The following is a 21,595-nucleotide window of genomic DNA, read 5'->3' as shown; positions in this document are numbered from 1 at the left end:
GCCGTGGCCGATGCCCTGCCCGCGCTGCTGTGCGAGATCCGCGCCTGCACCCAGTGCGCGGCGGTGTTGCCGCTCGGGCCGCGCCCGGTGCTGCAGGCCAGCAGCTGCTCGCGCGTGCTGGTCATCGGCCAGGCGCCGGGCGCGCGCGTGCATGCCAGTGGCGTGCCCTGGGACGATGCCAGCGGCCGGCGCTTGCGCGAATGGCTGGGACTCGACACCCCGACGTTCTACGACGCCGACCGGGTCGCCCTCGTGCCGATGGGCTTCTGCTATCCGGGCAAGCGTGGCGGGGGCGATGCCCCGCCGCGTCCGGAGTGTCGCGCCACCTGGCACCCGAGGCTGCTGCCCCTGCTGACGAACGTGCGGCTGAGCCTGCTGGTCGGCCGCCACGCCCAGGCCCATGTGCTGGGGACGCGCGGTGCCGCGACATTGACCGGCGCGGTGCGCGACTGGCGGCGGCACCTGGACGCGGGCCGGCTGCCGCTGCCGCACCCGAGCCCGCGCAACGTCGGGTGGTTCAAGGCCAACCCCTGGTTCGCGCGCGACGTCCTGCCCGAACTGCGCCTTCGCGTACGCGAGGCCCTGGGCGACTGACGTGGTGGGCTACATCATCGCCAGTTCGGTGTTGCTGAGCGTGCGGTTGTAGTGGTCGCGCATGGCGACCTTGCGTTCCAGGTCGGCGATGATGTGCCCGCTGAAATCCAGCCCGGTGAGGTCGTCGGCCATGTTGATGCCACCGGGCGTGTCGACGTTGATCTCCATCATCTTGTCGCCGACGATGTCCAACCCGGCGAAGTACATGCCGTCGCGCATCAGCTTGGGCGCGACGATGCTGGCGATGCGCAGGGCATCCTCGTCGGGCACCGCCATCTCGTACTTGCCGCCGGCACTGATGTTGCTGCGCGCGTCGCCGCTGTCGTTGTAGCGGCGGATGCAGGCGTACGTGCCGTCCACTTCCAGGGGGCGGCCGTTGAGCGTCAGCAGGCGCAGGTCGCCGTCGACCGCCCGCGGCAGGTACTCCTGCACGATGGCATAGCCGTCGCGGGTCACCGCGTCGATCATCTGGTTGAGGTTGCCGCCGCTGTCGGGGGTCACCACGAACACGCTCTGCCCGCCCGAACCCTGCAGCGGCTTGATCACGCCATGGCCGTCGTGCGCGGCGATGAAGGCCTTGATCTCCTCCGCGTCCAGGGTGATGCAGGTGACCGGCCGCACCTCCTCGGGGAAGTGCTGGAAATAGGTCTTGTTGGAGGCGTCGGTCAGGTGGGTGGGATCGTTGAGCACGATCACGTGCTTGAGCGCGGCCAACTGCGCGAACAGCAGCCCGCTGTTGGGGGCCCACGGCCGCTCGTTCACCTCGTCGGCCGGGTCGCTGCGCAACATGAGCACGTCCAGCGCCTCGACCGAGATGCGCTCGATCCGGGCGTCGTCGCCCTGCAGGTCGGCCAGCAGTTCGGCATCGTCGGCATAGCCGGTGCCGCGCGGGCGGTGGGCATGCGCGCGGATCACGCCGTTGCTGTCGTAGATGAAGCCGCCCAGCCCGATCAGCGAGACCTCGTGGCCGCGTGCGATGGCGCGCCGGGCCAGGCGGATCGTGGTGAAGTTGTCCTTCTCGGTCGCCATGTCGTTGATGACGAAGCCCAGCTTGTTCGGCGAGGCGGTGCGGTCGTTCATGCGCGTGGTTCCATGTGGAAGAAGTCGGCGATGCCGGTTTCGCGGCAGCGTTGCAGGCGATCGGCGAAGCGGTCGTCGTGGGCGTAGCGCGGCATCAGCGCCGGCGGCACCGCCCACCCCTCTTCTTCCAGCCGGTCGACGACGGGCAGGTGCGAGAGGGCGAACTTGCCGCGCAGCAGAGGCCCCAGCTCGCCACCGGCGTGGAGGTGGGCGAGCAGGTCGCGCAGGCCACTGAGGTAGACCGCGTCCTTGGTCAAGCCGCCGCCGCGCAGCGCGCGCACCGCGATGTCGAAGGCTTCGTTGGTCGGCAGGCCATGGGTCTCGCGCAGGAAGGCGTGGATCCGCGGTATGCCCTCGCCGGCGACGGCCATGTCCACCGCCACGACGCGGGCGGCCAGCACGCGCAGGCGGTCGCCGGGCAGGTAGCCGGCGAGGTATTCGGCCAGCACGCCCAGGCCTTCCTGCAGGGCGTCGTAGTGCGCCAGGCCCACTTCGAGCTGGCGCAGGGGCTGGTGGCCGCCGTTGTAGCGGGTGACGACATGGGTGCCGATCTCGTGCTGCACCAGCGGCTGCACGCGCGCGCGCGGCACGCGGATGCCGCCATCGACGTAGAAGGTCCCGTGCGAAACCATCATCATCGAGCCGATGTCGGTGTCCACGACCACGTCGGCCTTGAAGTCGCCGGCCTGGCCGCGGTACCAGTCCAGTTCGGCCTCGACCGCTTCGACGACCTCGTCGATGCCGGCGTCAGCGACCAGCGGCACCCCGTGGGGCACGCTCGCGAGGATCTCGTCGGCCAGCGCGCGCAGGCCGGCATCGACACCCCCGAACAGATCGAGGCTGGCGTTGACGAAGCCCTCCGTGCCGCGCAGGCGCACCAGTTGCAGGTGCCGCTCCAGCTCGCGCTGCTTCTCGCTGAGCAGGCCCGACAGCAAGGGCGACTCGATGTCGTCCAGGGGCAGCGCGTCCAGGCGCGCACGCGCCTCGTCGAGGTCGATCTCCAGGTCGATGTAGCGCAGCGGCGGCGCCTGGCGGAAACCGCTGGCCTCGAAGGCCTGCCAGGCCCCATCGTTGTCGATCGGCGAGAGCGCCAGCAGCCAGTCGATCTGGCGGTCGAGCTCGACCAGGGCGGCGTCGATCCGCGCGGCCACGGGGGGCAGCGCGCGCGCCGGCGCGTGCATCGCGCTCACCGGCATGCGTGGAACTCCCCGCGGACGGCGTCGACCGCGGCCGCCAGTCCACGGCGCAGGTCGTCGAGCACCGCGATGTCGGCGCGGGCGGTCCACTCGTCCATGTAGAACTTCTTGTACTCGAGCGACACCGCGCAGACCTTGTCGCCATAGGTGGCGTGGAGCCACTCGGGGAAATGCCCGCCGCCGTCGTAGCGCACGTTCTCGCGCACGTCGAGCGCGCGCCCCGCGGCCGGATGTTCGCGCAGCACCTCCACCAGGCGCTCCACGGCGTGGCCCCAGCGGCTGCGGTCGAGGGTGGTGGCGCCCACGTCGATGTCGGGGTTGCCGCCCGCCGGTGCCGGCGCCACGGCGGCGCCGTCCCGGCGGTGGTTGTAGCTGTGGATGTCGAGCAGGAGCACGCAGCCCCAGCGCGCGATCAGCCGCTCCATCAGTTCGGTCATCATCGCGTAGAAGCGATCGTGCGCCGCGAGCGAGGTCGCCAGTTCGCCCGGAGGCAACGGGCCCTTCCAGACCTTCAGGCCCCAGGTATCGGCCGGATCGGTCGACAGGGCCAGGTCCCGCGGCCGGTTGAGGTCGATCTGGAAGCGCGAGGCACGTACCCGCAGCCGGACGTCGCCGACCTCGACCAGCGCACCGGTCAGCGGGTCTTCCTCGCGCCGGCGGCCGGGCTCGTCGACGGCGAGGTGGCGCGCGAGCGACGGGCGCATGGCATGGCCATCGTGGATCGCCGTGGCGACGATGGGCCCCTCGTCCAGGACCAGGTCCCAGTCGTCGTCGGGCGCGTCGAGGACGAGACGCTCGGCCACGGAGAAGAACGGGGTGGGTGAAGCTGTGGCATCCATGCCCCGATGCTTCCACCGGGGGTATGAGGAGTCCGTGAGCAACTGAACGCCACGTTCAAGTTGCACGGTACGTCGCGGGTCGCGCCATCGCGGCGCGACCGCGATTCAGGGCCTATTTCAGTGCGACGCGCAGCCGTGCCGGTCGCGAGGCCGGCGACGAGAAGGCGACCGTGCCGCCCAGCGAAGTCGCGTCGGCGTAGCGCGGATCGGTGGTATCGATGACCAGCACCAGGCGCTCGCCCGCGCGGATTTCCGCGGCGGTGGCTTCCAGCGCGATATCCACCGGCGTGGCGACGCCCGGCGCCACGCCGCGCAGCGAATACGGCTTGTGGCTGAGCAGGTGACCGGTGCCCCAGCGATCCATGCGGTACAGGTAGGCGAACAGGCTTACCGACGCCTGGCTGGGCGTGACCGTGATGCGCAGCGCCGGCGAGCCCACCAGCGTGCGCGTCGCCGGCATTGCCGGCCCCACCCATACCGCCGCGCCCACCCGCGACACCAGCGGGATCGAGGCGGTCGCCGGCAGGCCCAGCCCCTGCAGGAGGCCCGACACCAGTACCACGCCCGAGTCGGCGAGGGTGGGCAGTCCGGTGCCGATGCGGTGCGTCCAGCCGCTGCTCGGCGTGCCGGTCAGGCCGCCGGTGGGCACGAAACCGCCCGGCCGCGAGAGGCCGTAGTCGGTCGCGTCGGCCTGCACCGCGTCCCAGTCGCCGAAGGCCTGCCAGTCGCCGGAAAGGCTGGCCATGCGCACCTGCGGCTCGGCCGGCACGCCGTTGTCGCGCCCGCGCAGGTGGTGGTCGAACCAGCGCGTCGCGGCGTCGTAGACCTCGTTGGGCAGGCCCAGCGCGCCGGGCAGCTCGGCGGTGGCGTGGTCGCCCTGGCCGAGGATCAGCTGACGGGGGCCGGTCAGCCCGTTGAAGAAGTCCACCAGCGGATTGGGCGGGAACAGGCCATCGTTGAACGCGTTGCCCAGCAGGACCGCCGTGCCGTTGAGGTTGATCCGCGCCAGCTCGCTGCGCGCACCGCGTTCGGGCGCGACCGGCAGCACGCCCTGCACCGCGCCGTCGTAGTCGCCCAGCAGCACGCGTGCGGTGATCGCCGTCAGCTCGGGGCCGGGCCGGCCGGTGAGCGCGCCCGCCGCCACCAGCAGGCCCACGCCCTGCTGGCTGACCGTGCGGTTGGCATACAGCGACGCCTCCAGGTCGGACCAGCCGCTCAGCGCCGCCACCGCCTTGATGCGCGGATCTCGGCCGGCCGCGAGCAGGCTGGTGCCGGCGCCGTAGGAGATGCCCGAGGCGCCGATCGCCGCCGGGTCCGCCGGCGTGTTCGCCAGCGCCCAGTCGATCACCGCGCTGACGTCCTCCACCGTCGCCGGCCCGGCGATGTCGATGCGCCCGGCCGAGTCCCAGAAGCCGCGCGAGGTGTAGCTGACCACCACGTAGCCATCGGCGGCCAGTTGGCGGGCGCGGCCCAGGTATTCCAGGTTCGGCAGCGCCCAGCTGGCCGGCATGACCAGCAGCGGGAAGGGCCCCTCGCCCTCGGGCACCAGCACCAATGCGCCCAGCGCGGTGCCGTCGAAGCTCTGGATGCTGGCATAGCGCTTGCTGAAGTCGCCGGCCGCGGCCAGCGCCGAGGCGCACAGCAGCACGACGGCGCATGCGAGACGAATTGCGTTCCTGCCCATGGATCGACCCTCCCAAATGTCCGATATCCCGGTGGTCCCGCCCCCTCGGCGACCATACGCTGACGCATTGACGCGTCGACGAGGACCGTACCAGCGGGTACGGACGCGATCACGCTGCAATGCCGCATGCACCCGCGGCGGCGCTGCCGACGCTCAGTCGCGCTCGCGGGCCGGGTCGGGCGTGGGGTCGGGGTCGGGGTCGAAGTGGACATAGCCCCGTCGCGGCGGGACCCATTCGGGGCCGTCCTGGTCGAGTCCGGCGTCGATCACCCGGACCCGTTCGCCGACGCCGACCGTGCCGATCCGGCTGAGCGGGACCGCCAAGGCGAGCGACAGTTCGCCGAGCGCGTCGCGCAGCGCCGTGGGCGCGGTGAAGCACAGTTCGTAGTCGTCGCCGCCGCCCAGTTGCAGCGCGCGACGCAGGTCGGCCTCCACGGTCTCCGACAGCGCGGGCGAACACGGCAGGGCGCCGGCCCACACGCGCATGCCGACGCCACTGGCCTCGCAGACATGGTCCAGGTCGGCCAACAGGCCGTCGGAGACATCGATCGCAGCATGGACCCGGCCGGCCAGCGCGCGGCCCAGGGCCACCCGCGGCGTCGGCCTGTCCAGGCGATCGCGCAGCCCGCGCACCGCCGCCCGTGTGCGTTCGTCGTCCTCCGCCGGCTCGCCCGGGGCGAGTGCGAAACGCAGGCCGGCGGCCGCATCGCCGAGGCTGCCCGAGATCCAGACGTCGTCGCCGACGCATGCCGCCGATCGGCGCAGTGCCGCAGCGGGCGTCACCCAGCCGTGGGCGGTCACGCAGACCGACAGCGGCCCGCGCGTGGTGTCGCCGCCGACCAGGGCCACGCCGTGCGCCGCCGCCAGCGCGAGGAAGCCGTCGAGGAAGCCGTCGAGCCAGGGCCCGTCGCGTTCGGGCAGGGACAGCGAAAGGGTGCACCACGCGGGCTCGGCGCCCATCGCGGCGAGGTCGGACAGGTTGACCGCCAGCGCTTTCCAGCCGATGTCGGCCGGCGCGGTATCGAGCGGAAAGTGGATGCCGGCGTTGAGCGTGTCCATCGCCACCACCAGTTGGCGACCCGGCGCGGCATCGAGGATCGCGGCATCGTCGCCAATACCCAGCACCACGTCGTCGCGCCCCGCGGCGCGTTGTCGGATGCGCCTGATCAGGTCGAACTCGGTCGGGTCGGGCGGCGCGTCGTGCATGCGGCGTTTCCGGGAGGGCCGCGCCATCGGGCGCGGCACGGGACCGGCGGGCCTCAGCCGCCGCGCGGCGCGTTCACCTCGACCGCGCGCCACTCGGCGGCCGCGTGGTCGAGCACGCCATTGACGTAGGTGTGGCCGTGTTCGGTGCCGAATTTCTTGACGCTCTCGATCGCCTCGTTGATGACCACCCGGTAAGGCACGTCGGGACGGTGGCGCAACTCGTACGCGGCGATGCGCAGCCCGGCGCGCTCGATCGGATCGACCTCCTCGACGCTGCGGTCGAGGAAGGGCAGCAGCGCGGCGTCGATGTCCTTGCGGTGCGCGTCGACGCCGATCACCAGGTCCTCGAAGTAGGCCAGGTCGGCGTGCTCGCGCGCCTGCTCGTGGGCGAACTGCGCCAGCACCTCGCGCACCGGTGCGCCGGACAGCTGCCAGGCGTAGACCGCCTGCAGCGCGCGCCGGCGGGCGCGGGTCCTCGCGACCGGGTCGATGCCATCGGCCCGGCGGCGGCTCACGATGCCACCTCATGCAACACGTCGGCGGGCACGTCGAAGCCGGCGGGCAACTGCGACAGCAGGTGCGCCATCTCGATCGCGACCAGCGCCGCCTCCTCGCCCTTGTTGCCGTGGCTGCCGCCGGCGCGGGCCTCGGCATCCTCGAAGCGGTCGACCGCCAGCACGCCGTTGGCGACCGGCACGCCGTAGTCCAGCGAGACCCGCATCAGCGCGTCCGAGCAGCCGTCGGCGACCTGTTCGTAATGACGCGTGTCGCCACGGACTACGCAGCCCAGGGCCACGATCGCGGCATGGCCGCCGGCCGCGCCGAGGCGCTCGGCGGTGACCGCGATCTCCCAGGCGCCGGGCACGCGGATGACGTCCACCGCGTCCTCGGAGACGCCGTTGTCGGTGAAGGTCTTGCGCGCACCGGCCACCAGGGTGTCGGTGATGCGCGGATTCCAGCGGCTGGCGATGATCGCGTAGCGCGCGCCCTGGGGGCTGCGCAGGTCGCCTTCGATATGGGACATGGGCGGTTTCGTGTCGTGTTCGTCTAAGGATGTCAGTTTAGCGGCTAGTTCATGACAAGCGGTGACGGCGTCGCGACGCCGGTTCAGGGCTCGACGTACTCCACCACCTCCAGGCCGAATCCGGCCAGGCCGATCTGCTTGCGCGGCGTGCCCAGCACCCGCAGCTTGCCCAGACCCAGGTCGGCCAGGATCTGCCCGCCGGCGCCATTGCGCCGCCATTCGCCCAGGGCCTGGCCGCGCCCGCCGGAGGGCTCCGGCGACCCGCCGTCCGCCCCGCCCTGCGCCGGGCCGGACTGGATCCGGCGCAGCAGCGCGTCGGGGCTGGCGCTGTCGCCGAGCAGGACCAGCGCCCCGCGCTCCTCGGCCGCAATGGCGGCGAGGACGTCGCCGACCGCCGGGCCGAAGTCGGGGCGCCGCCAGTGCAGCGCATCCGACAGCGGGTTCTGGACGTGGACCCGGACCAGGGTTGGGATGGAAGCGACCGCCTCGCCGCGCAGCAACGCGAAGTGCAGGCCGTGGTTGAGGCGATCGCGGTAGGTGACCAGCTGGAACTCGCCGTGCTCGGTCTCGATCGGACGGGCGTCGACGCGCTCGACCGTGTGTTCGGTGTCGAGGCGGTAACGGATCAGGGCCTCGATCGAGCCCATCTTCAGGCCGTGTTCGGCGGCGAACACTTCCAGCTGGGGCCGGCGGGCCATGCTGCCGTCGGCATTGAGGATTTCCACCAGCACGCCCGCGGGCTCGAGCCCGGCCATCATCGCCAGGTCGGCGGCGGCTTCGGTGTGCCCGGCGCGGTTGAGCACCCCGCCCGGCTGTGCCTGCAGCGGGAAGATGTGGCCGGGCTGGTGCAGGTCGCTGGGCTTCGCGTCGGGGCGCACTGCGGTACGCACGGTGTGCGCGCGGTCGTAGGCGCTGATGCCGGTGGTCACGCCCTCGGCGGCCTCGATGCTGACGGTGAAGTTGGTGTGGTGCTGCGAGGTGTTGTCGCGGACCATCGGCGGCAGGCCCAGTTGGGCGCAGCGCTCGCGCGTCAGCGACAGGCAGACCAGGCCGCGTGCGTGGGTGACCATGAAATTGACGTCGGAGGGCTTGACCAGCTCGGCGGCCATGATCAGGTCGCCCTCGTTCTCGCGGTCCTCGTCGTCGACGATCACGACCATGCGGCCGTTGCGGATCTCCTCGAGCAGTTCGGGGATGGGGGCGAAACTCATGGCTGCGACTCCGGCTGCACGCGCCCGGCCAGCAGGCGCTCGACATAACGCGCGACCAGGTCGATCTCGAGGTTGACCGCATTGCCGACGCGGGCATGGGCGAAGGCGGTATGGGCGACGGTATGGGGCACGAGCGCGACCTCGAAGCCCTCCGCGTCGACCGCGTTGACGGTCAGGCTGACCCCGTCGACGCAGATCGAACCTTTCCGGGCCACGTATCGCAACAGGTCGGCGGGCGCGGCGAAACGCCAGCGCTGGGCGCGCGCGTCCTCGCTGATCGCCAGCACCTGGCCCAGGCCGTCGACGTGGCCGCTGACCAGGTGGCCGCCCAGGCGGTCGGTGGGACGCATCGCGCGTTCCAGGTTGACCACCGCGCCGGGTTCGAGGTGGCCCAGGGTGGTCAGGGCCAGCGTCTCGTTGGAGGCGTCGGCGGCGAAGGACCCCGCGTCGAACGCGACCACGGTCAGGCAGACGCCGTTGACGGCGATGCTCTCGCCCATCCGCACGCCTTCGAACGGCAGGCTGCCGACCTCCAGGTGCAGGCGGACGTCGCCGCCCAGGGGTTCGATGGCGGCGACCCGGCCGAGGCCTTCGATGATGCCGGTGAACATCAGCATGCCTCCCGTGGGAACGAGGGGCGGGCAGGCGCGCCGGGGCGCCCGGGGACGGCCGGGGCCGCGCTTGCGATCGTAGGCAGAGGATTCTGCATGTGTAGGTTTCCCGCATGGATGAGCGAAAAACGCCACAAGGCATGAGGCACGCCCGTCCCGCGGCCAGGCCGTGGGAGCGTGCGTTGCCGTCTTCTTCCATCCGGACTGTGGGCCGCCCCCGGTGCGCGGGGAAGGCCTGACCGTCGGCTCCGGCATTGGACCGGATCTGCTGACCCTCCCGCCCGGCCCTTTCAGGCCCTGCCGGAGGCGCTCGCGGGCTCGCCCGGACGCGGCGTGACCGCCTGCCCGTGCCTACCGCCGGTGGGGAATTCCACCCCGCCCTGAAGACGTCGTGTCAGTGTGCCGTCCGGGCCCAAGGGGCCTGGCCGGCGCGGCAATTCTAGCATCCGGGCCCCACGCGCCGCGGCCCCTGGCGCGATGCAGCGTTCCAGCGCGCGCGACGGGCCCGGTCAGGCCGGTTTGCGGCGCAGGTGCAGGAACAGGGGCCACTGGACCTGCCGCAGGTCGGAGGGATCTCCCCAGGCCGCCGCGAGCGCGGGCGCGTGGCGGGCGACCGGGTCGTCGCCGGTCGCCTGCAGGCAACGCGCACTGGCCGAGCTGCTGCCCAGGTAACGCAGGAAGCGCTGCAGGCTCCATTCGGCCTCCAGCCAGCCGCCCTCCGCGGGCAGGGCCGGGAACGGCCAGTCGTAGTCCGAATAACCAGCGTCGACCTCGACGCGTTCGGGCGGCCAGTACGGCGCGATCTGGCGGCGATAGTCCGCCACGGCGTCGACCATGCCTTCCGGCGGCAGGAAGTCGCCATAGCCCCAGGCCGCCAGCACCCCGCCGGGCACCAGCACGCGGCGGCATTCGGCGAAGAAGCGGGGCCGGTCGAACCAGTGCAGGGCCTGCGCCACCGCCACCAGCCCAACGCTGCCATCGGCCAGCGCCGTCGACTCCCCCGGCTCGACCGCGAGCGTCACGCGGCCCCCGGCGGGCACCGCGGCCGCCCAGTGGCGCGCCAGCTGCTCCGCACTGGGGTCGGTGGCGTGTACCTGTGCGAAGCGCGCTGCCAGCCCGCGCGTGGCCTGGCCGCTGCCGCAACCGGCCTCCCAGACGTGGGCGGTCGCCGGGACCACCGCGGCGAGCGCATCGAACAGGCTGTCGGGGTAGTCCGGCCGGGCCGCCGCGTAGTGGCCGGCGACCCCGGAGAAGTGGTCCTTGAAACCGCCGCTGCCCATGCCACCCCGCCCTATCCGGCCCGCGGCCGCAGCAGCAGGCGGGTGTCGTCGCCGATACGGCGGGCATCCACCTGGGTGAGCTCCAGGCGTTCGGCCATGCTGGCAATGTCCAGGTCGGCGAACAGCGGCCGCGCGCGCGCGCCCAGCAGGACGGGCGCAACGTACAGCAGCAGTTCGTCGGCGAGCCCGGCCCCGAGCAGCGCACCGGCCAGGGTGGCGCCGGCCTCGACGTGCACCTCGTTGGCCTGGTGGTCGCGGGCCAGTTGCGCCAGCACGGCCTCCAGGTCGAAGCGGCCGCCCTTCACCGGCGCCGGGGCGACCTGCGCGTCCAGTTGCCGTGGCGGCTTCACGTCCGGGGCATGGACGTACAGCGTCGGCGCGTCGCCTTCGCGTACCCGGCCTCGCGCCACGGTCGCCAGCCCGGGGTCGAGCACGACGCGCAGGGGCGCCACGAAGGGGGTGTCGTCGCCCAGCCGGGCGGTCAGCATGGGATCGTCGGCCAGCACCGTCCCGGCCCCGGTCAGGATCACGCTGGCGCGCGCGCGCCAGCGCTGCACGTCGAGGCGGGAGGCTTCGCCTGTGATCCACTTCGACTCGCCGTTGGCCAGGGCGGTGCGTCCGTCCAGGCTGGTGGCCAGCTTGACGCGGACCCAGGGCCGGCCGCGCTCGATGCGCGACAGGAACCCACGGTTGAGGTGGCGCGCCTCGGCCTCCATCAGGCCATCGACGACCTCGATCCCGGCCTCGCGCAGGGCCTCGAAGCCGCGACCGGAGACGTCCGGGAACGGGTCGCGCATCGCCGCGACCACGCGCGCGACGCCCGCCTCCACCAGGGCCCGGCTGCAGGGGCCGGTGCGCCCGGTGTGGGCGCACGGCTCCAGGGTCACGTAGGCGGTCGCGCCACGCGCGCGCGCGCCGGCCGCGGCCAACGCGTTGACCTCGGCATGGGGACCGCCGGCACGCTCGTGCCAGCCCTCGCCGACCACGGTGTCGCCGTCGACCAGCACGCAGCCGACCATCGGGTTGGGCTTGGTGGTGAATGCGCCGCGTTCGGCCAGCCGCAACGCGCGGCTCATCATCAGGTGGTCCTGGGCGGTGAAAACCGGTCCGCTCATGCTCGGTGTCGTCCTCGTGGCTGTCGGAAGAAAAGACCCGGCCCGCGCCCCACGGAGCGGCTCACCGGGGCTTGCGTCGCCGCGTCGCCGCCAGGGCCTCGTCCAGCAGGGGCAGCTGGCCCTCGGCGGAGTTGTCGCTCTCCAGCCGGTCGAGCTCTTCGCGGAAATCGGCCACGTCCTCGAAGGCCCGGTAGACCGAGGCGAAGCGCACGTAGGCGACGTGGTCGAGCTTGCGCAGCTCGGCCATCACGAACTCGCCCACCCGCATCGAGCCGAGCTCGCGCTCGGCGGTCATGCGCAACTGGTGCACGACCGCCCGCACCGCCGCCTCGATCTGCTCCTCGGACACCGGCCGTTTCTGCAGCGCGCGGTCGAAGCCTGCCCGCAGCTTGCGTGCGTCGAAGGCTTCGCGCCGGCCATCGCTCTTGATGATGACCGGCAGCTTCAGCTCGATCGTCTCCAGCGTGGAGAAACGCTCGCCGCAGGCCTCGCAGACGCGACGACGGCGGATCGTCGCGCCGTCGTCGGACACCCGCGAGTCGATCACGCGGGTGTCGGTGTGCTGGCAGAAGGGGCAGTGCATGCGTGGTGATTGGGCGATTCGTGATTCGTGATTGCCGGGACCGGACGGGGGGACGGGCTCACGCCCATCACCCTTCACTTATCACGAATCACCGGCCCTCAGCCATACACCGGGAAGCGACGGCACTGCGCGGTGACCTTGTCGCGCACCGCGGCGATCACGCCCTCGTCCTCGGGGGCGTCGAGCACGTCGCAGATCCAGTGGGCCAGTTCCACGCAGTCGGCTTCCTGGTAGCCGCGGGTGGTGACCGCGGGGGTGCCGATGCGCAGGCCGGAGGTGACGAAGGGCTTCTGCGGGTCGTTGGGCACCGCGTTCTTGTTGACGGTGATGTGGGCCTTGCCCAGCGCGGCCTCGGCGGTCTTGCCGGTCACGCCCTTGCCGATCATGTCGATCAGCATGAGGTGGTTCTCGGTGCCGCCGGAGACGATCTTGTAGCCCCGCTCGATGATGACGCCGGCCATTGCCTGCGCGTTCTTCACCACCTGCGCCTGGTAGGCCTTGAACGCCGGGTCCAGGGCTTCCTTGAAGGCGACCGCCTTGGCGGCGATGACGTGCATCAGCGGGCCGCCCTGGATGCCCGGGAAGACGATGCTCTGCAGCTTCTTGACCAGCTCCTCGGACGGATCCCTGGCCACGATGATGCCGCCGCGCGGGCCGCGCAGGGTCTTGTGGGTGGTCGAGGTCACCACGTGCGCGTGCGGCAGCGGGTTCGGGTAGACCCCGGCGGCGACCAGGCCGGCGACATGCGCCATGTCCACGAACAGCAGCGCGCCGACCTTGTCGGCGATCGCGCGGAAGCGGGCCCAGTCGATCTTCTGCGAATAGGCCGAGAAGCCGCCCACGACCATCTTCGGCTTGTGCTCCAGCGCCAGGCGCTCGACTTCGTCGTAGTCGATCAGGCCGTTGTCGTCGACGCCGTACTGGACGGCGTTGAACAGCTTGCCGCTGATGTTCACCTTGGCGCCGTGGGTGAGGTGGCCACCGTGGGCAAGCGACATGCCCAGGATGGTGTCGCCGGGCTGCAGCAGCGCCAGGTACACGGCCTGGTTGGCCTGGCTGCCCGAATGCGGCTGTACGTTGGCGTACATGTTTTCCGTGGAGCCTTCACCGAACAGCGCCTTCAGGCGGTCGATCGCCAGCTGTTCGGCGACGTCCACGTACTCGCAGCCGCCGTAATAGCGCTTGCCCGGGTAGCCCTCGGCGTACTTGTTGGTCAGCACGCTGCCCTGCGCTTCCATCACCATCGGACTGGCGTAGTTCTCGCTGGCGATCAGCTCGACGTGGTCTTCCTGGCGCCGCGCCTCGTCGGCGATCGCCTGGGCGAGTTCGGGGTCAAATCCTTCGATACGGGCATCGCGCGGGAACATTGCTACTCCGGTCATGGACGGGGTGGGAGGGGACTTCGGAGTCTACGCCAAAGTTGAACGGCAGCGCGGCCCCGGGGCCCGCCCCGCTGGCGCGGGCGGGGGGCTTGCGGGATAATCGGCGGTCATCTGACCGAATCACCGCGGCCCTGCGCGAGCAGCCGGCCGCCGTCCGCACGCGGAGCCCAGAACCCCCATGTCGCAATACATCTACACCATGAACGGCGTCAGCAAGACCGTGCCGCCGAAGCGCCAGATCATCAAGGACATCTCCCTGTCCTTCTTCCCCGGCGCGAAGATCGGCCTGCTGGGCCTCAACGGCGCCGGCAAGTCGACGGTGCTCAGGATCATGGCCGGGGTGGACACCGACTTCAGCGGCGAAGCCCGCCCGCAGCCCGGCACCAAGGTCGGCTACCTGGCCCAGGAACCGGAGCTCGACCCGGCCAAGACCGTCCGCGAGGCGGTCGAGGAAGGCGTGGGCGAGGTCCTGCAGGCCCAGGCCGCGCTGGACAAGGTCTACGACGCCTACGCCGAGGAAGGCGCGGACTTCGACGCGCTGGCCAAGGAGCAGGAGCGCCTGGAGGCGATCCTCGCCTCGGGCGACGCGCACCTGCTCGAGCAGCAGCTCGAAGTCGCCGCCGATGCCCTGCGCCTGCCGCCCTGGGACGCGGTGATCGGCAACCTGTCCGGCGGCGAGAAGCGCCGCGTCGCGCTGTGCCGCCTGCTGCTGCAGAAGCCGGACATGCTGCTGCTCGACGAGCCGACCAACCACCTCGACGCCGAGTCGGTCGAGTGGCTGGAGCAGTTCCTGGCGCGCTACACCGGTACCGTCGTGGCGGTCACCCATGACCGCTACTTCCTCGACAACGCCGCCGAGTGGATCCTCGAGCTCGATCGCGGCCGCGGCATTCCGTGGAAGGGCAACTACACCGAGTGGCTGGTGCAGAAGGAAGCCCGCCTGAAGCAGGAAGAGAACCAGGAGAAGGCCCGCCAGAAGGCGATCGCCAAGGAGCTGGAATGGTCGCGGCAGAATGCCAAGGGCGGCCGCAGCAAGGGCAAGGCGCGCCTGGGTCGCCTGGAGGAGCTGCAGTCGGTCGACTACCAGAAGCGCAACGAGACCAACGAGATCTTCATCCCGCCGGGCGAGCGCCTGGGCAACTCGGTGATCGAGTTCAAGAACGTCAGCAAGAAGTTCGGCGAGCGCCTGCTGATCGACGACCTGAGCTTCATCGTGCCGCCGGGCGCGATCGTCGGCATCATCGGCCCCAACGGCGCCGGCAAGTCGACGCTGTTCAAGATGATCACCGGCCAGGAAAAGCCCGACTCCGGCGAGATCGTGACCGGCCCGACCGTGCAGCTGGCCTACGTGGACCAGAGCCGCGACAAGCTGGAAGGCAACCACAACGTCTTCCAGGAAGTCTCCGGCGGCCTCGACATCCTCAACATCAATGGCATCGAGATCCAGTCGCGCGCGTACATCGGCCGCTTCAACTTCAAGGGCCAGGACCAGCAGAAACTGGTGGGTACGCTATCGGGCGGCGAACGCGGCCGCCTGCACATGGCCAAGACCCTGCTCCAGGGCGGCAACGTGCTGCTGCTCGACGAACCCTCCAACGACCTCGACATCGAGACCCTGCGCGCGCTGGAGGATGCCCTGCTGGAGTTCCCGGGCAACACCTTCGTGATCAGCCACGACCGCTGGTTCCTGGACCGCATCGCCACGCACATCCTGGCGTTCGAGGGCGACTCGCACGTGGAGTTCTTCCAGGGCAATTACCGCGAGTACGAAGAGGACAAGAAGCGCCGCCTGGGCGACGACGCCGGCCCGCACCGCCTGCGCTTCAAGGCGCTGAAGTAAGCGCGGGGATCGACACGAGCCTCCGGCCCGCCACGGGCCGGCGGGCGGACGGAGGACGACGGCTTGACCATCGAACACCAGGACGACATCGACGGACTCCGGCGTGCCGGCGCCCTGGTATCGGGCATCCTCGCGCAGATGCGCGACGCCGCCGTGGCGGGCGCGGTGTCGCGCGACCTCGACGCGCTCGCCGCGACGCGCATGCAGGCGGCGGGCGCCCGTCCGGCGCCGGCGCTGACCTATGGCTTCCCGGGCACGACCTGCATCAGCATCGGCCGGGTGGCGGCCCACGGCATCCCCGATGGCACCGTTCTGCGCGAGGGCGACCTGGTCAACATCGACGTCTCGGCGGAGCTGGATGGCTACTTCGCCGATACCGGCGCCAGCTTCGTGGTCGGCACGCCGAGTCCTGGACAACAGCGGCTGCTCGATGCCGCCCGCGAGGCCCGCGACCGTGCCGTCGCGCAGTTGCGCGCCGGGAACCTGCTCAACGGCATCGGCCGCACGGTCGAGGCGGTGGCCGCGCGGCGTGGCTTCCGGGTGCTCCGCGACCTCGGCAGCCATGGCGTCGGCCGCGCCCTGCACGAGGCGCCCGGCACCATCCCGGGATACTACGATCCGCGCGACACGCGCCGCCTGCACGACGGCATGGTCATCACCGTCGAGCCCTTCCTCGCCACCCACAGCATCCGGACCATCGAGGCCGACGACGGCTGGTCGCTGGTCTGCCCGCGCGGCCATGCCGCGCAGTTCGAACACACCGTGATCGTCACGCGCGACGCACCGATCGTGGTGACCTGAGACCAGGAGCCTGGCGATGAGCTTCATGCATACCCTTCGCACCCGCTGGCAACAGGCCGACTCGCTGGTCTGCGTCGGCCTGGACCCGGAACCGTCGAAGTTCCCGGCGCGGTTCGCCGCCGACGACGATGCGGTGTTCCACTTCTGCCGCGACATCGTCGACGCCACCGCCGAATACGTGTGTTGCTTCAAGCCCCAGATCGCGCATTTCGCCGCGCTTGGCGCGGAAAGTGCCCTCACGCGCCTGATCGCGCACGTGCATGCGCGGCACCCGGGGATCCCCGTGATCCTGGACAGCAAGCGCGGCGACATCGGCAGCACCGCCCGGCACTACGCCGACGAAGCCTTCGTGCGCCACGCCGCCGATGCCGTCACCGTGAACCCCTACCTGGGCCGCGACTCGGTGCAACCCTTCCTCGACCATGCCGACAAGGGCGTGGTTGTCCTGTGCCGGACCTCCAACCCGGGTGCCGGCGACCTGCAGGACCTCATGGTCGACGGCCGCCCGCTGTACCAGCACGTGGCCGAGACCGTCGCGCGCGACTGGAACGGCCACGGCAACTGCGCCCTCGTGGTCGGCGCCACCTGGCCCGGACAGTTGCGCGACGTGCGCGCGATCGTCGGCGATGCCGTCCCGTTCCTGGTCCCCGGCGTCGGTGCCCAGGGCGGCGACGCCGCGGCGGTGGTCAAGAACGCACGCAACGCCGAAGGCACCGGCCTGATCGTCAGCAGCTCGCGCGCGGTGCTGTATGCCTCCAAGGGCGACGACTACGCCGAAGCGGCCGCCCGGGCCGCCCGGGACCTGCGCGACACCCTGAACGCGCACCGCGGATAGGCGCCCCGCGCCCTCGCGCGATCGCAGGCCGGGCCGGGCGAAACAATTGCCCCATGTCGCCGCAGGATGGGTCGAGCGAAACGAAACCCATCGTCCGCGCGCGCCGGCGCGATGCGGCGCACTCCCCGTCAACGGCCACACTGCCAACGGCCGGATCAGCCTTCGCAGGGTGCAATAAGCGAAGCGCATTGCACCAAGATGCTTCGGACCCGGTGGTGTCGCCCGCCGCGACGCCGTTTCAGCGCAGCAGCGCGCGCATCACGGCGACGGGGAAGCGCAGCCAGATCGTCGCGAACACGGCCGCGCGCATCGCCAGGCCGCGGCGCGGTGCCTCGAAGGTCCTGAAGTAGCGCCACAGGCCCCGGTGCTTGTGCCACTCGACGAAGACCGGCCGGCTGCGGCTGGACACGCCTCGCACGTGGACGACGCGCACGCGGTTGGCCACGGCCAGGGTGGCGCCGGCCCCGCGCGCGCGACGGCACAGGTCCAGGTCCTCGGCGTGCAGGCGGTAGCGCTCGTCGAAGCCGCCGATGCGTTCGAACAACGACCGCGGCATCAGCATCAGGGCGCCCGACACCACCTCCACCGGCTGAAGTTCGACGCTGTCGTCGGGTGCCAGGGCCATGGCGTGCGCCGTGCTGCGCAGGCCCTGGCCGCTGAGCAGGCCCCGCAGCATGGCGGCGAAATCCGGGTCGTGGCGGCGTGCGGCGGCATCGCGGATGCCCGCCTCGTCCACGAGGTCGGCACCCAGCAGGGGCTCATCCACGCTCGCGGCCAGCGCGCGCAGGCGCGCCAGGGCATCGGGTTCGGGCAGGCAGTCGGGATTGACGAAGGCCAGCCAGGGCTCGTGGCTGTCGGCGGCGCCCTGGTTGCACGCGACCGCGAAGCCTGGGTTGTCGGGATTGGCGATGAAGCGCACGCGCGGATCATGCAGCGCATGGCGCTGGAGGATGTCGACGGTGCCGTCGTCCGAGCCGTTGTCGACGACGCGGATCTCCACCACGCCATCGGCGCGGCGCAGGCGCTGCAGGCATTCGTCGATGGTTTCGAGGCTGCGGTAGGTCACCACCACCGCCGCGATCCCGGCCTCGGGCGACGCTGCGCTCATGCCGCGCCGCTCCCATTCGCCCCGCCCGCCGGTGGTGCCTCGTGGGCGTCCCAGAACAGGTCGCGCTGGGGGTCGGGCGGGCCGAGTTCGGCGAGCAGGGCCTCGAGCCGGGCGCGCGGTCCGCGCAGGGGATCGTGCATGAGGAAGTTGGCCAGCCGCGCATGCCAGCCCGGCCAGCGCACCGCGAGGCGTTCCATGTCGCCGTCGAAGGCCAGGCCCTCGCGTTCGCGCAGGACGAAGGCCTGGTCGCACAGGACGTTGCGCCAGCCCAGCCCGGCCAGGCGGAGCGAGAGGTCGATCAGGGCCGCGTACCAGGCCCCGTAGCTGCTGGTGTCGAGCCCGCCGGCGCGGCTGCGCGCACTGCCGCGCAGGAGGACCGCGTGGGCGATCGCCGCCGGCAGCTCCGGGCACAGCGCGGGCATGGCCGCGGCGGCCCGCGACAGGCGGGCGGGCTCGTGTTGCAGCGGGTTGATCTCGCCGATGCGCGGCCAGGCCGCGGCTTCGCCTGCGTTGCACCAGGGCGTGGCGGTGGCCACCGCGCCGTCCGCGTGCAGGCAGGCCTGCATGCGGGGCAGCCAACCCGCCGTGGGACGCACGTCCGCGGCGAGCACGACCACGTCGGCATCGCCGCAGGCGGCCAGGACCTCGTCCAGGTGCGCGACCTCGCCGATGCTGCGCTGGCGCCGCGTGTAGTCGGCCTGCAGGGCGGTGCCGGCCATCCAGCGCTCGATCACCGCATACCCCCGCGGTCCGACCTGGGCGTCGTCTGCAAGCCACACCCGCGTATCGGCGGGCGTATGCGCCTCGAGTGCGCCGAGGCAGGCATCGAGCGCGACGTCGTCGGCCCCGACGGGCACGACGACGATGGGCGACTCAGCCATGTTCGGGTCCGCGGCGACGGACGGGGCGGTCGGGCATCAGTGCTTGGGCGTGCGGTTGAGCGGCTCCAGCGCTCGGAAACGGCGTCCATATTCGTCGGTCAGGCTACGGGCTTCCTGCGGATTGCGCACGATCTTCGGCGTGATCAGGATGATCGTCTCCTCGCGCCCCGAGCTGGAGGTCTGCCGGCCGAACAGGCCGCCGATGATCGGTATCCGGCTCAGGCCCGGAAGGCCGCTGGAGCCGCGCTGGGTGCCTTCGCTGATCAGGCCCGCCAGCAGCACGGTGTCGCCGCTCTGCACGGCCGCCTGGGTCTTCAGCTTGCGGGTGTCGATGCGCACGTTGCCGTTGTCGTCGGGGGTGTCGCCCGGCGCGCTGATCTCCTGGACGATGTCGAGGAACACCATGCCGTCCTTGGTGATCCGCGGACGGACCTTGAGGATGGTGCCGGTTTCCAGGTACTGGACCTGGCTGATGGTGTCGCCCACGCCGACATTCGGATTGACCGTGACCGACGAGATCGGGATGCGCGCGCCGACGTTGAAGGTCGCTTCGGTGTTGTTGCGCACGAACAGCGACGGCGACTGCAGCATCTGCACGTCGGTGATCTGGTCGAGGGCGGAAATCACCGCCGCCGCGTTGCGGCCGAGGAAGGTCCATGCCAGGCCGGCCGGATTGCCGCTGCCGCCGGCCGCCGACTGCACGCTGCCAGCCAGGGTGCTCCAGGTGTCGCGACCCACCGCATTCGGCAGCCCCGCATCGGTGACCGCGCGCTCGAAGTACCAGTTGACGCCGTAACTCAGGTCGCCTGACAGCGTGACCGTCGCGATCTGCGCCTCGATGTGCACCTGCATGGGCATCACGTCGAGCCGCTCGATCACGTCCTTGATCGACTTCCAGGCCGCGGGCGAGCCGCGCACCAGCAGCGAGTTGGTCTCGGCCACCGCCGACACACCGACCTGCGCGCCCTCGACCTCGAGGGTGACGCTGCCGTTGCCGCCGCCCTGGCGCTGGTCCAGCGACATGCCGCCGATGTCACTGCCACCACCGCTGCCGCTGCCGCCGCCCTTGCCGCCGATGTTGGCGACGCTGCCGCTGTCGGTGGATTGCAGTTCCACCGGGTCCAGGCCCGGCATCAGCGACGGCGAGCCGCCGCTGCGGCCGCCGCCCCGGCTGCTGTTGCCGAAGACCTCGGACAGGCGCTCGGCCAGTTCGCCGGCGTCGATGTACTTGAGCTCGTAGGTGAACAGGCGCATGTCGCCGCCCGCGCTGTCGATGCGCTCGAGCCAGGCCTGGATGTCGTCCAGGTAATCGGCCTGCGGGGTGATCACCAGCACCGCATTGGCGCCGTCCAGCGGCATGAATCGGAACATGCCCGCCACCGGGGAGTTGCTCTGCTCGCCGAACACTTTTTCCAGGTCCGCGACCACGTCGCTGGCCTTGCCGGACTGGATCGGGAACACGCCCACCGACATGCCCGACAGCCAGTCGACGTCGAAGATCTGGATGGTGCGCAGGTAGTTCTCCAGCTCGGCGCGGGTGCCGGCGATGCTGATGACGTTGCGCGCCGGATCGGTGGAGACGATCGCGTTGGGGCGGGCGTATGGCTCCAGGACCTTCTTCATCTCCTCGGCCGAGATGTAGCGCAGCGGCACCGCGCGTACCTCGAAGCCGCGCGCCGACGTCGCGCTGCCGGTGCGCGGGGCGACGTTGCCCGGCACCGCCTGGTCGGCGGGGACGATGTTGTAGCGGCCGTCGGCGTAGACCATGCGGGCGTTGTTCCAGCCCAGCACCATTTCCAGCAGGCTCATCGCGTTGGCCGGGCTGACGGCCTTGGGCGTGGCCAGGGTCACCGTGCCCTGGACGCCCGGCGCGATGACGTAGTTCTGGCCGAGCATGTCGCCGAGGATCGCCTTGACGACCGCATGCAGCGACTCGCCTTCGAAATTGAACGTCGCCTCGCCCGTGGTGCCGCCGAGGTTGGGCGGCGGCGCCGCGGCCGCCGCCTGGTTGATGACCTGGCCGCTGCCGCGCCGGATCTGCGGCTTCGGGCCGCTCTCGGCGTCCTCCAGCGGCTCGGCCGCGACATCGGCCACGGTGCCGGGCGCGGCGGACTGCGGACCTGCCGTCTGCGCGCGCATGTCGCCTTCGCGGCTCATCCGCGGCACGGGCGACGACGCGCAGGCATTGAGCACGGCGACGATCGCCGTGGCGAGCAGCAGTTGCCGGGTCGCGCCGCGGACGCGCGCACCCACGGGCACGGCGCGGGTGGGGGCAGTGGACACGGCGACCGACGGGTCGCGAAGCTCGGGGGATGGATTCATTGC

Annotated in this window: 20 protein-coding genes; 4 read left to right on the top strand and 16 right to left on the bottom strand. The window is 71.4% G+C overall.

What is annotated here, in order from left to right:
- Positions 1-3 precede the first annotated feature (3 nt).
- Positions 4-594, top strand: coding sequence for a uracil-DNA glycosylase family protein (locus H4F98_RS00750; RefSeq protein ID WP_343064701.1), 591 nt, complete (start codon positions 4-6; stop codon positions 592-594).
- Positions 595-603: 9 nt separating this feature from the next.
- On the opposite strand, the gene H4F98_RS00745 is transcribed toward H4F98_RS00750, so the two are convergent.
- The 13 genes from H4F98_RS00745 to glyA form a co-directional block, all read right to left on the bottom strand.
- Positions 604-1,674 carry an ATP-grasp domain-containing protein gene (locus H4F98_RS00745; RefSeq protein ID WP_182684757.1) on the bottom strand — a complete coding sequence of 357 codons (1,071 nt, stop codon included), beginning with the start codon at positions 1,672-1,674 and terminating at the stop codon, positions 604-606.
- Positions 1,671-2,870 carry a peptidase MATCAP family protein gene (locus H4F98_RS00740; protein WP_182684756.1) on the bottom strand — a complete coding sequence of 400 codons (1,200 nt, stop codon included), beginning with the start codon at positions 2,868-2,870 and terminating at the stop codon, positions 1,671-1,673. The genes H4F98_RS00745 and H4F98_RS00740 overlap by 4 nt, the downstream gene beginning before the upstream one ends.
- On the bottom strand, positions 2,861-3,709 hold the full coding sequence (locus H4F98_RS00735; protein ID WP_182684755.1) for an N-formylglutamate amidohydrolase: 849 nt from the start codon (positions 3,707-3,709) through the stop codon (positions 2,861-2,863). Before H4F98_RS00735 ends, H4F98_RS00740 begins: the two co-directional genes overlap by 10 nt.
- Before the next feature lie 112 nt (positions 3,710-3,821).
- Positions 3,822-5,393, bottom strand: a complete 1,572-nt coding sequence (locus tag H4F98_RS00730) for a CocE/NonD family hydrolase (protein WP_182684754.1) — start codon at positions 5,391-5,393, stop codon at positions 3,822-3,824.
- 153 nt (positions 5,394-5,546) lie between these two features.
- Positions 5,547-6,599 carry a thiamine-phosphate kinase gene (thiL, locus tag H4F98_RS00725; protein ID WP_182684753.1) on the bottom strand — a complete coding sequence of 351 codons (1,053 nt, stop codon included), beginning with the start codon at positions 6,597-6,599 and terminating at the stop codon, positions 5,547-5,549.
- 53 nt (positions 6,600-6,652) lie between these two features.
- A complete protein-coding gene (nusB, locus tag H4F98_RS00720; RefSeq protein ID WP_182684752.1) occupies positions 6,653-7,114 on the bottom strand; it encodes a transcription antitermination factor NusB in 462 nt (153 codons plus the stop codon).
- Positions 7,111-7,623 (bottom strand): 6,7-dimethyl-8-ribityllumazine synthase, encoded by a 513-nt coding sequence (ribH, locus tag H4F98_RS00715; protein ID WP_182684751.1) that lies wholly within the window; start codon positions 7,621-7,623, stop codon positions 7,111-7,113. The genes nusB and ribH overlap by 4 nt, the downstream gene beginning before the upstream one ends.
- 83 nt (positions 7,624-7,706) lie before the next feature.
- Positions 7,707-8,834, bottom strand: a complete 1,128-nt coding sequence (gene ribB, locus H4F98_RS00710; RefSeq protein ID WP_182684750.1) for a 3,4-dihydroxy-2-butanone-4-phosphate synthase — start codon at positions 8,832-8,834, stop codon at positions 7,707-7,709.
- On the bottom strand, positions 8,831-9,445 hold the full coding sequence (locus H4F98_RS00705) for a riboflavin synthase (RefSeq protein ID WP_182684749.1): 615 nt from the start codon (positions 9,443-9,445) through the stop codon (positions 8,831-8,833). Before H4F98_RS00705 ends, ribB begins: the two co-directional genes overlap by 4 nt.
- 509 nt (positions 9,446-9,954) lie before the next feature.
- The gene (locus H4F98_RS00700) at positions 9,955-10,725 is read right to left on the bottom strand and encodes a class I SAM-dependent methyltransferase (RefSeq protein ID WP_182684748.1); all 771 of its coding nucleotides are present in this window, start codon (positions 10,723-10,725) and stop codon (positions 9,955-9,957) included.
- An 11-nt stretch (positions 10,726-10,736) separates the two neighbouring features.
- Positions 10,737-11,840: a bifunctional diaminohydroxyphosphoribosylaminopyrimidine deaminase/5-amino-6-(5-phosphoribosylamino)uracil reductase RibD gene (gene ribD / locus H4F98_RS00695; protein WP_182684747.1), complete on the bottom strand. Its 1,104-nt coding sequence runs from the start codon at positions 11,838-11,840 to the stop codon at positions 10,737-10,739.
- Between the two features lie 61 nt (positions 11,841-11,901).
- Positions 11,902-12,423 carry a transcriptional regulator NrdR gene (nrdR, locus tag H4F98_RS00690; RefSeq protein ID WP_141519539.1) on the bottom strand — a complete coding sequence of 174 codons (522 nt, stop codon included), beginning with the start codon at positions 12,421-12,423 and terminating at the stop codon, positions 11,902-11,904.
- A 98-nt stretch (positions 12,424-12,521) separates the two neighbouring features.
- Positions 12,522-13,790 (bottom strand): serine hydroxymethyltransferase, encoded by a 1,269-nt coding sequence (glyA, locus tag H4F98_RS00685; protein ID WP_182684746.1) that lies wholly within the window; start codon positions 13,788-13,790, stop codon positions 12,522-12,524.
- Between the two features lie 193 nt (positions 13,791-13,983).
- Between glyA and ettA the strand changes: the two genes are divergently transcribed.
- The 3 genes from ettA to pyrF all read left to right on the top strand — a co-directional run bounded on the left by ettA (position 13,984) and on the right by pyrF (position 17,281).
- Positions 13,984-15,645 carry an energy-dependent translational throttle protein EttA gene (gene ettA, locus H4F98_RS00680; RefSeq protein WP_182684745.1) on the top strand — a complete coding sequence of 554 codons (1,662 nt, stop codon included), beginning with the start codon at positions 13,984-13,986 and terminating at the stop codon, positions 15,643-15,645.
- Positions 15,646-15,708: 63 nt separating this feature from the next.
- A complete protein-coding gene (gene map, locus H4F98_RS00675; protein WP_182684744.1) occupies positions 15,709-16,446 on the top strand; it encodes a type I methionyl aminopeptidase in 738 nt (245 codons plus the stop codon).
- Between the two features lie 16 nt (positions 16,447-16,462).
- Positions 16,463-17,281 (top strand): orotidine-5'-phosphate decarboxylase, encoded by an 819-nt coding sequence (gene pyrF, locus H4F98_RS00670; protein WP_182684743.1) that lies wholly within the window; start codon positions 16,463-16,465, stop codon positions 17,279-17,281.
- Between the two features lie 238 nt (positions 17,282-17,519).
- On the opposite strand, the gene H4F98_RS00665 is transcribed toward pyrF, so the two are convergent.
- Genes H4F98_RS00665 through gspD form a run of 3 tightly spaced genes read right to left on the bottom strand, consistent with a single transcriptional unit; the run spans position 17,520 to position 21,592 of the window.
- A complete protein-coding gene (locus tag H4F98_RS00665; protein ID WP_182684742.1) occupies positions 17,520-18,389 on the bottom strand; it encodes a glycosyltransferase family 2 protein in 870 nt (289 codons plus the stop codon).
- Positions 18,386-19,270 (bottom strand): glycosyltransferase family 2 protein, encoded by an 885-nt coding sequence (locus H4F98_RS00660; RefSeq protein ID WP_182684741.1) that lies wholly within the window; start codon positions 19,268-19,270, stop codon positions 18,386-18,388. The genes H4F98_RS00665 and H4F98_RS00660 overlap by 4 nt, the downstream gene beginning before the upstream one ends.
- Before the next feature lie 36 nt (positions 19,271-19,306).
- Positions 19,307-21,592 (bottom strand): type II secretion system secretin GspD, encoded by a 2,286-nt coding sequence (gene gspD / locus H4F98_RS00655; RefSeq protein WP_182684740.1) that lies wholly within the window; start codon positions 21,590-21,592, stop codon positions 19,307-19,309.
- Positions 21,593-21,595: the final 3 nt, after the last annotated feature.

Origin of the sequence: Marilutibacter spongiae, assembly GCF_014145325.1 — a bacterium.
In the GTDB taxonomy this organism is placed as follows: Bacteria; Pseudomonadota; Gammaproteobacteria; order Xanthomonadales; family Xanthomonadaceae; genus Marilutibacter; species Marilutibacter spongiae.
The sequence above is the reverse complement of the archived record's forward strand: the minus strand, read 5'-3'. Positions and strand labels throughout refer to the sequence as shown.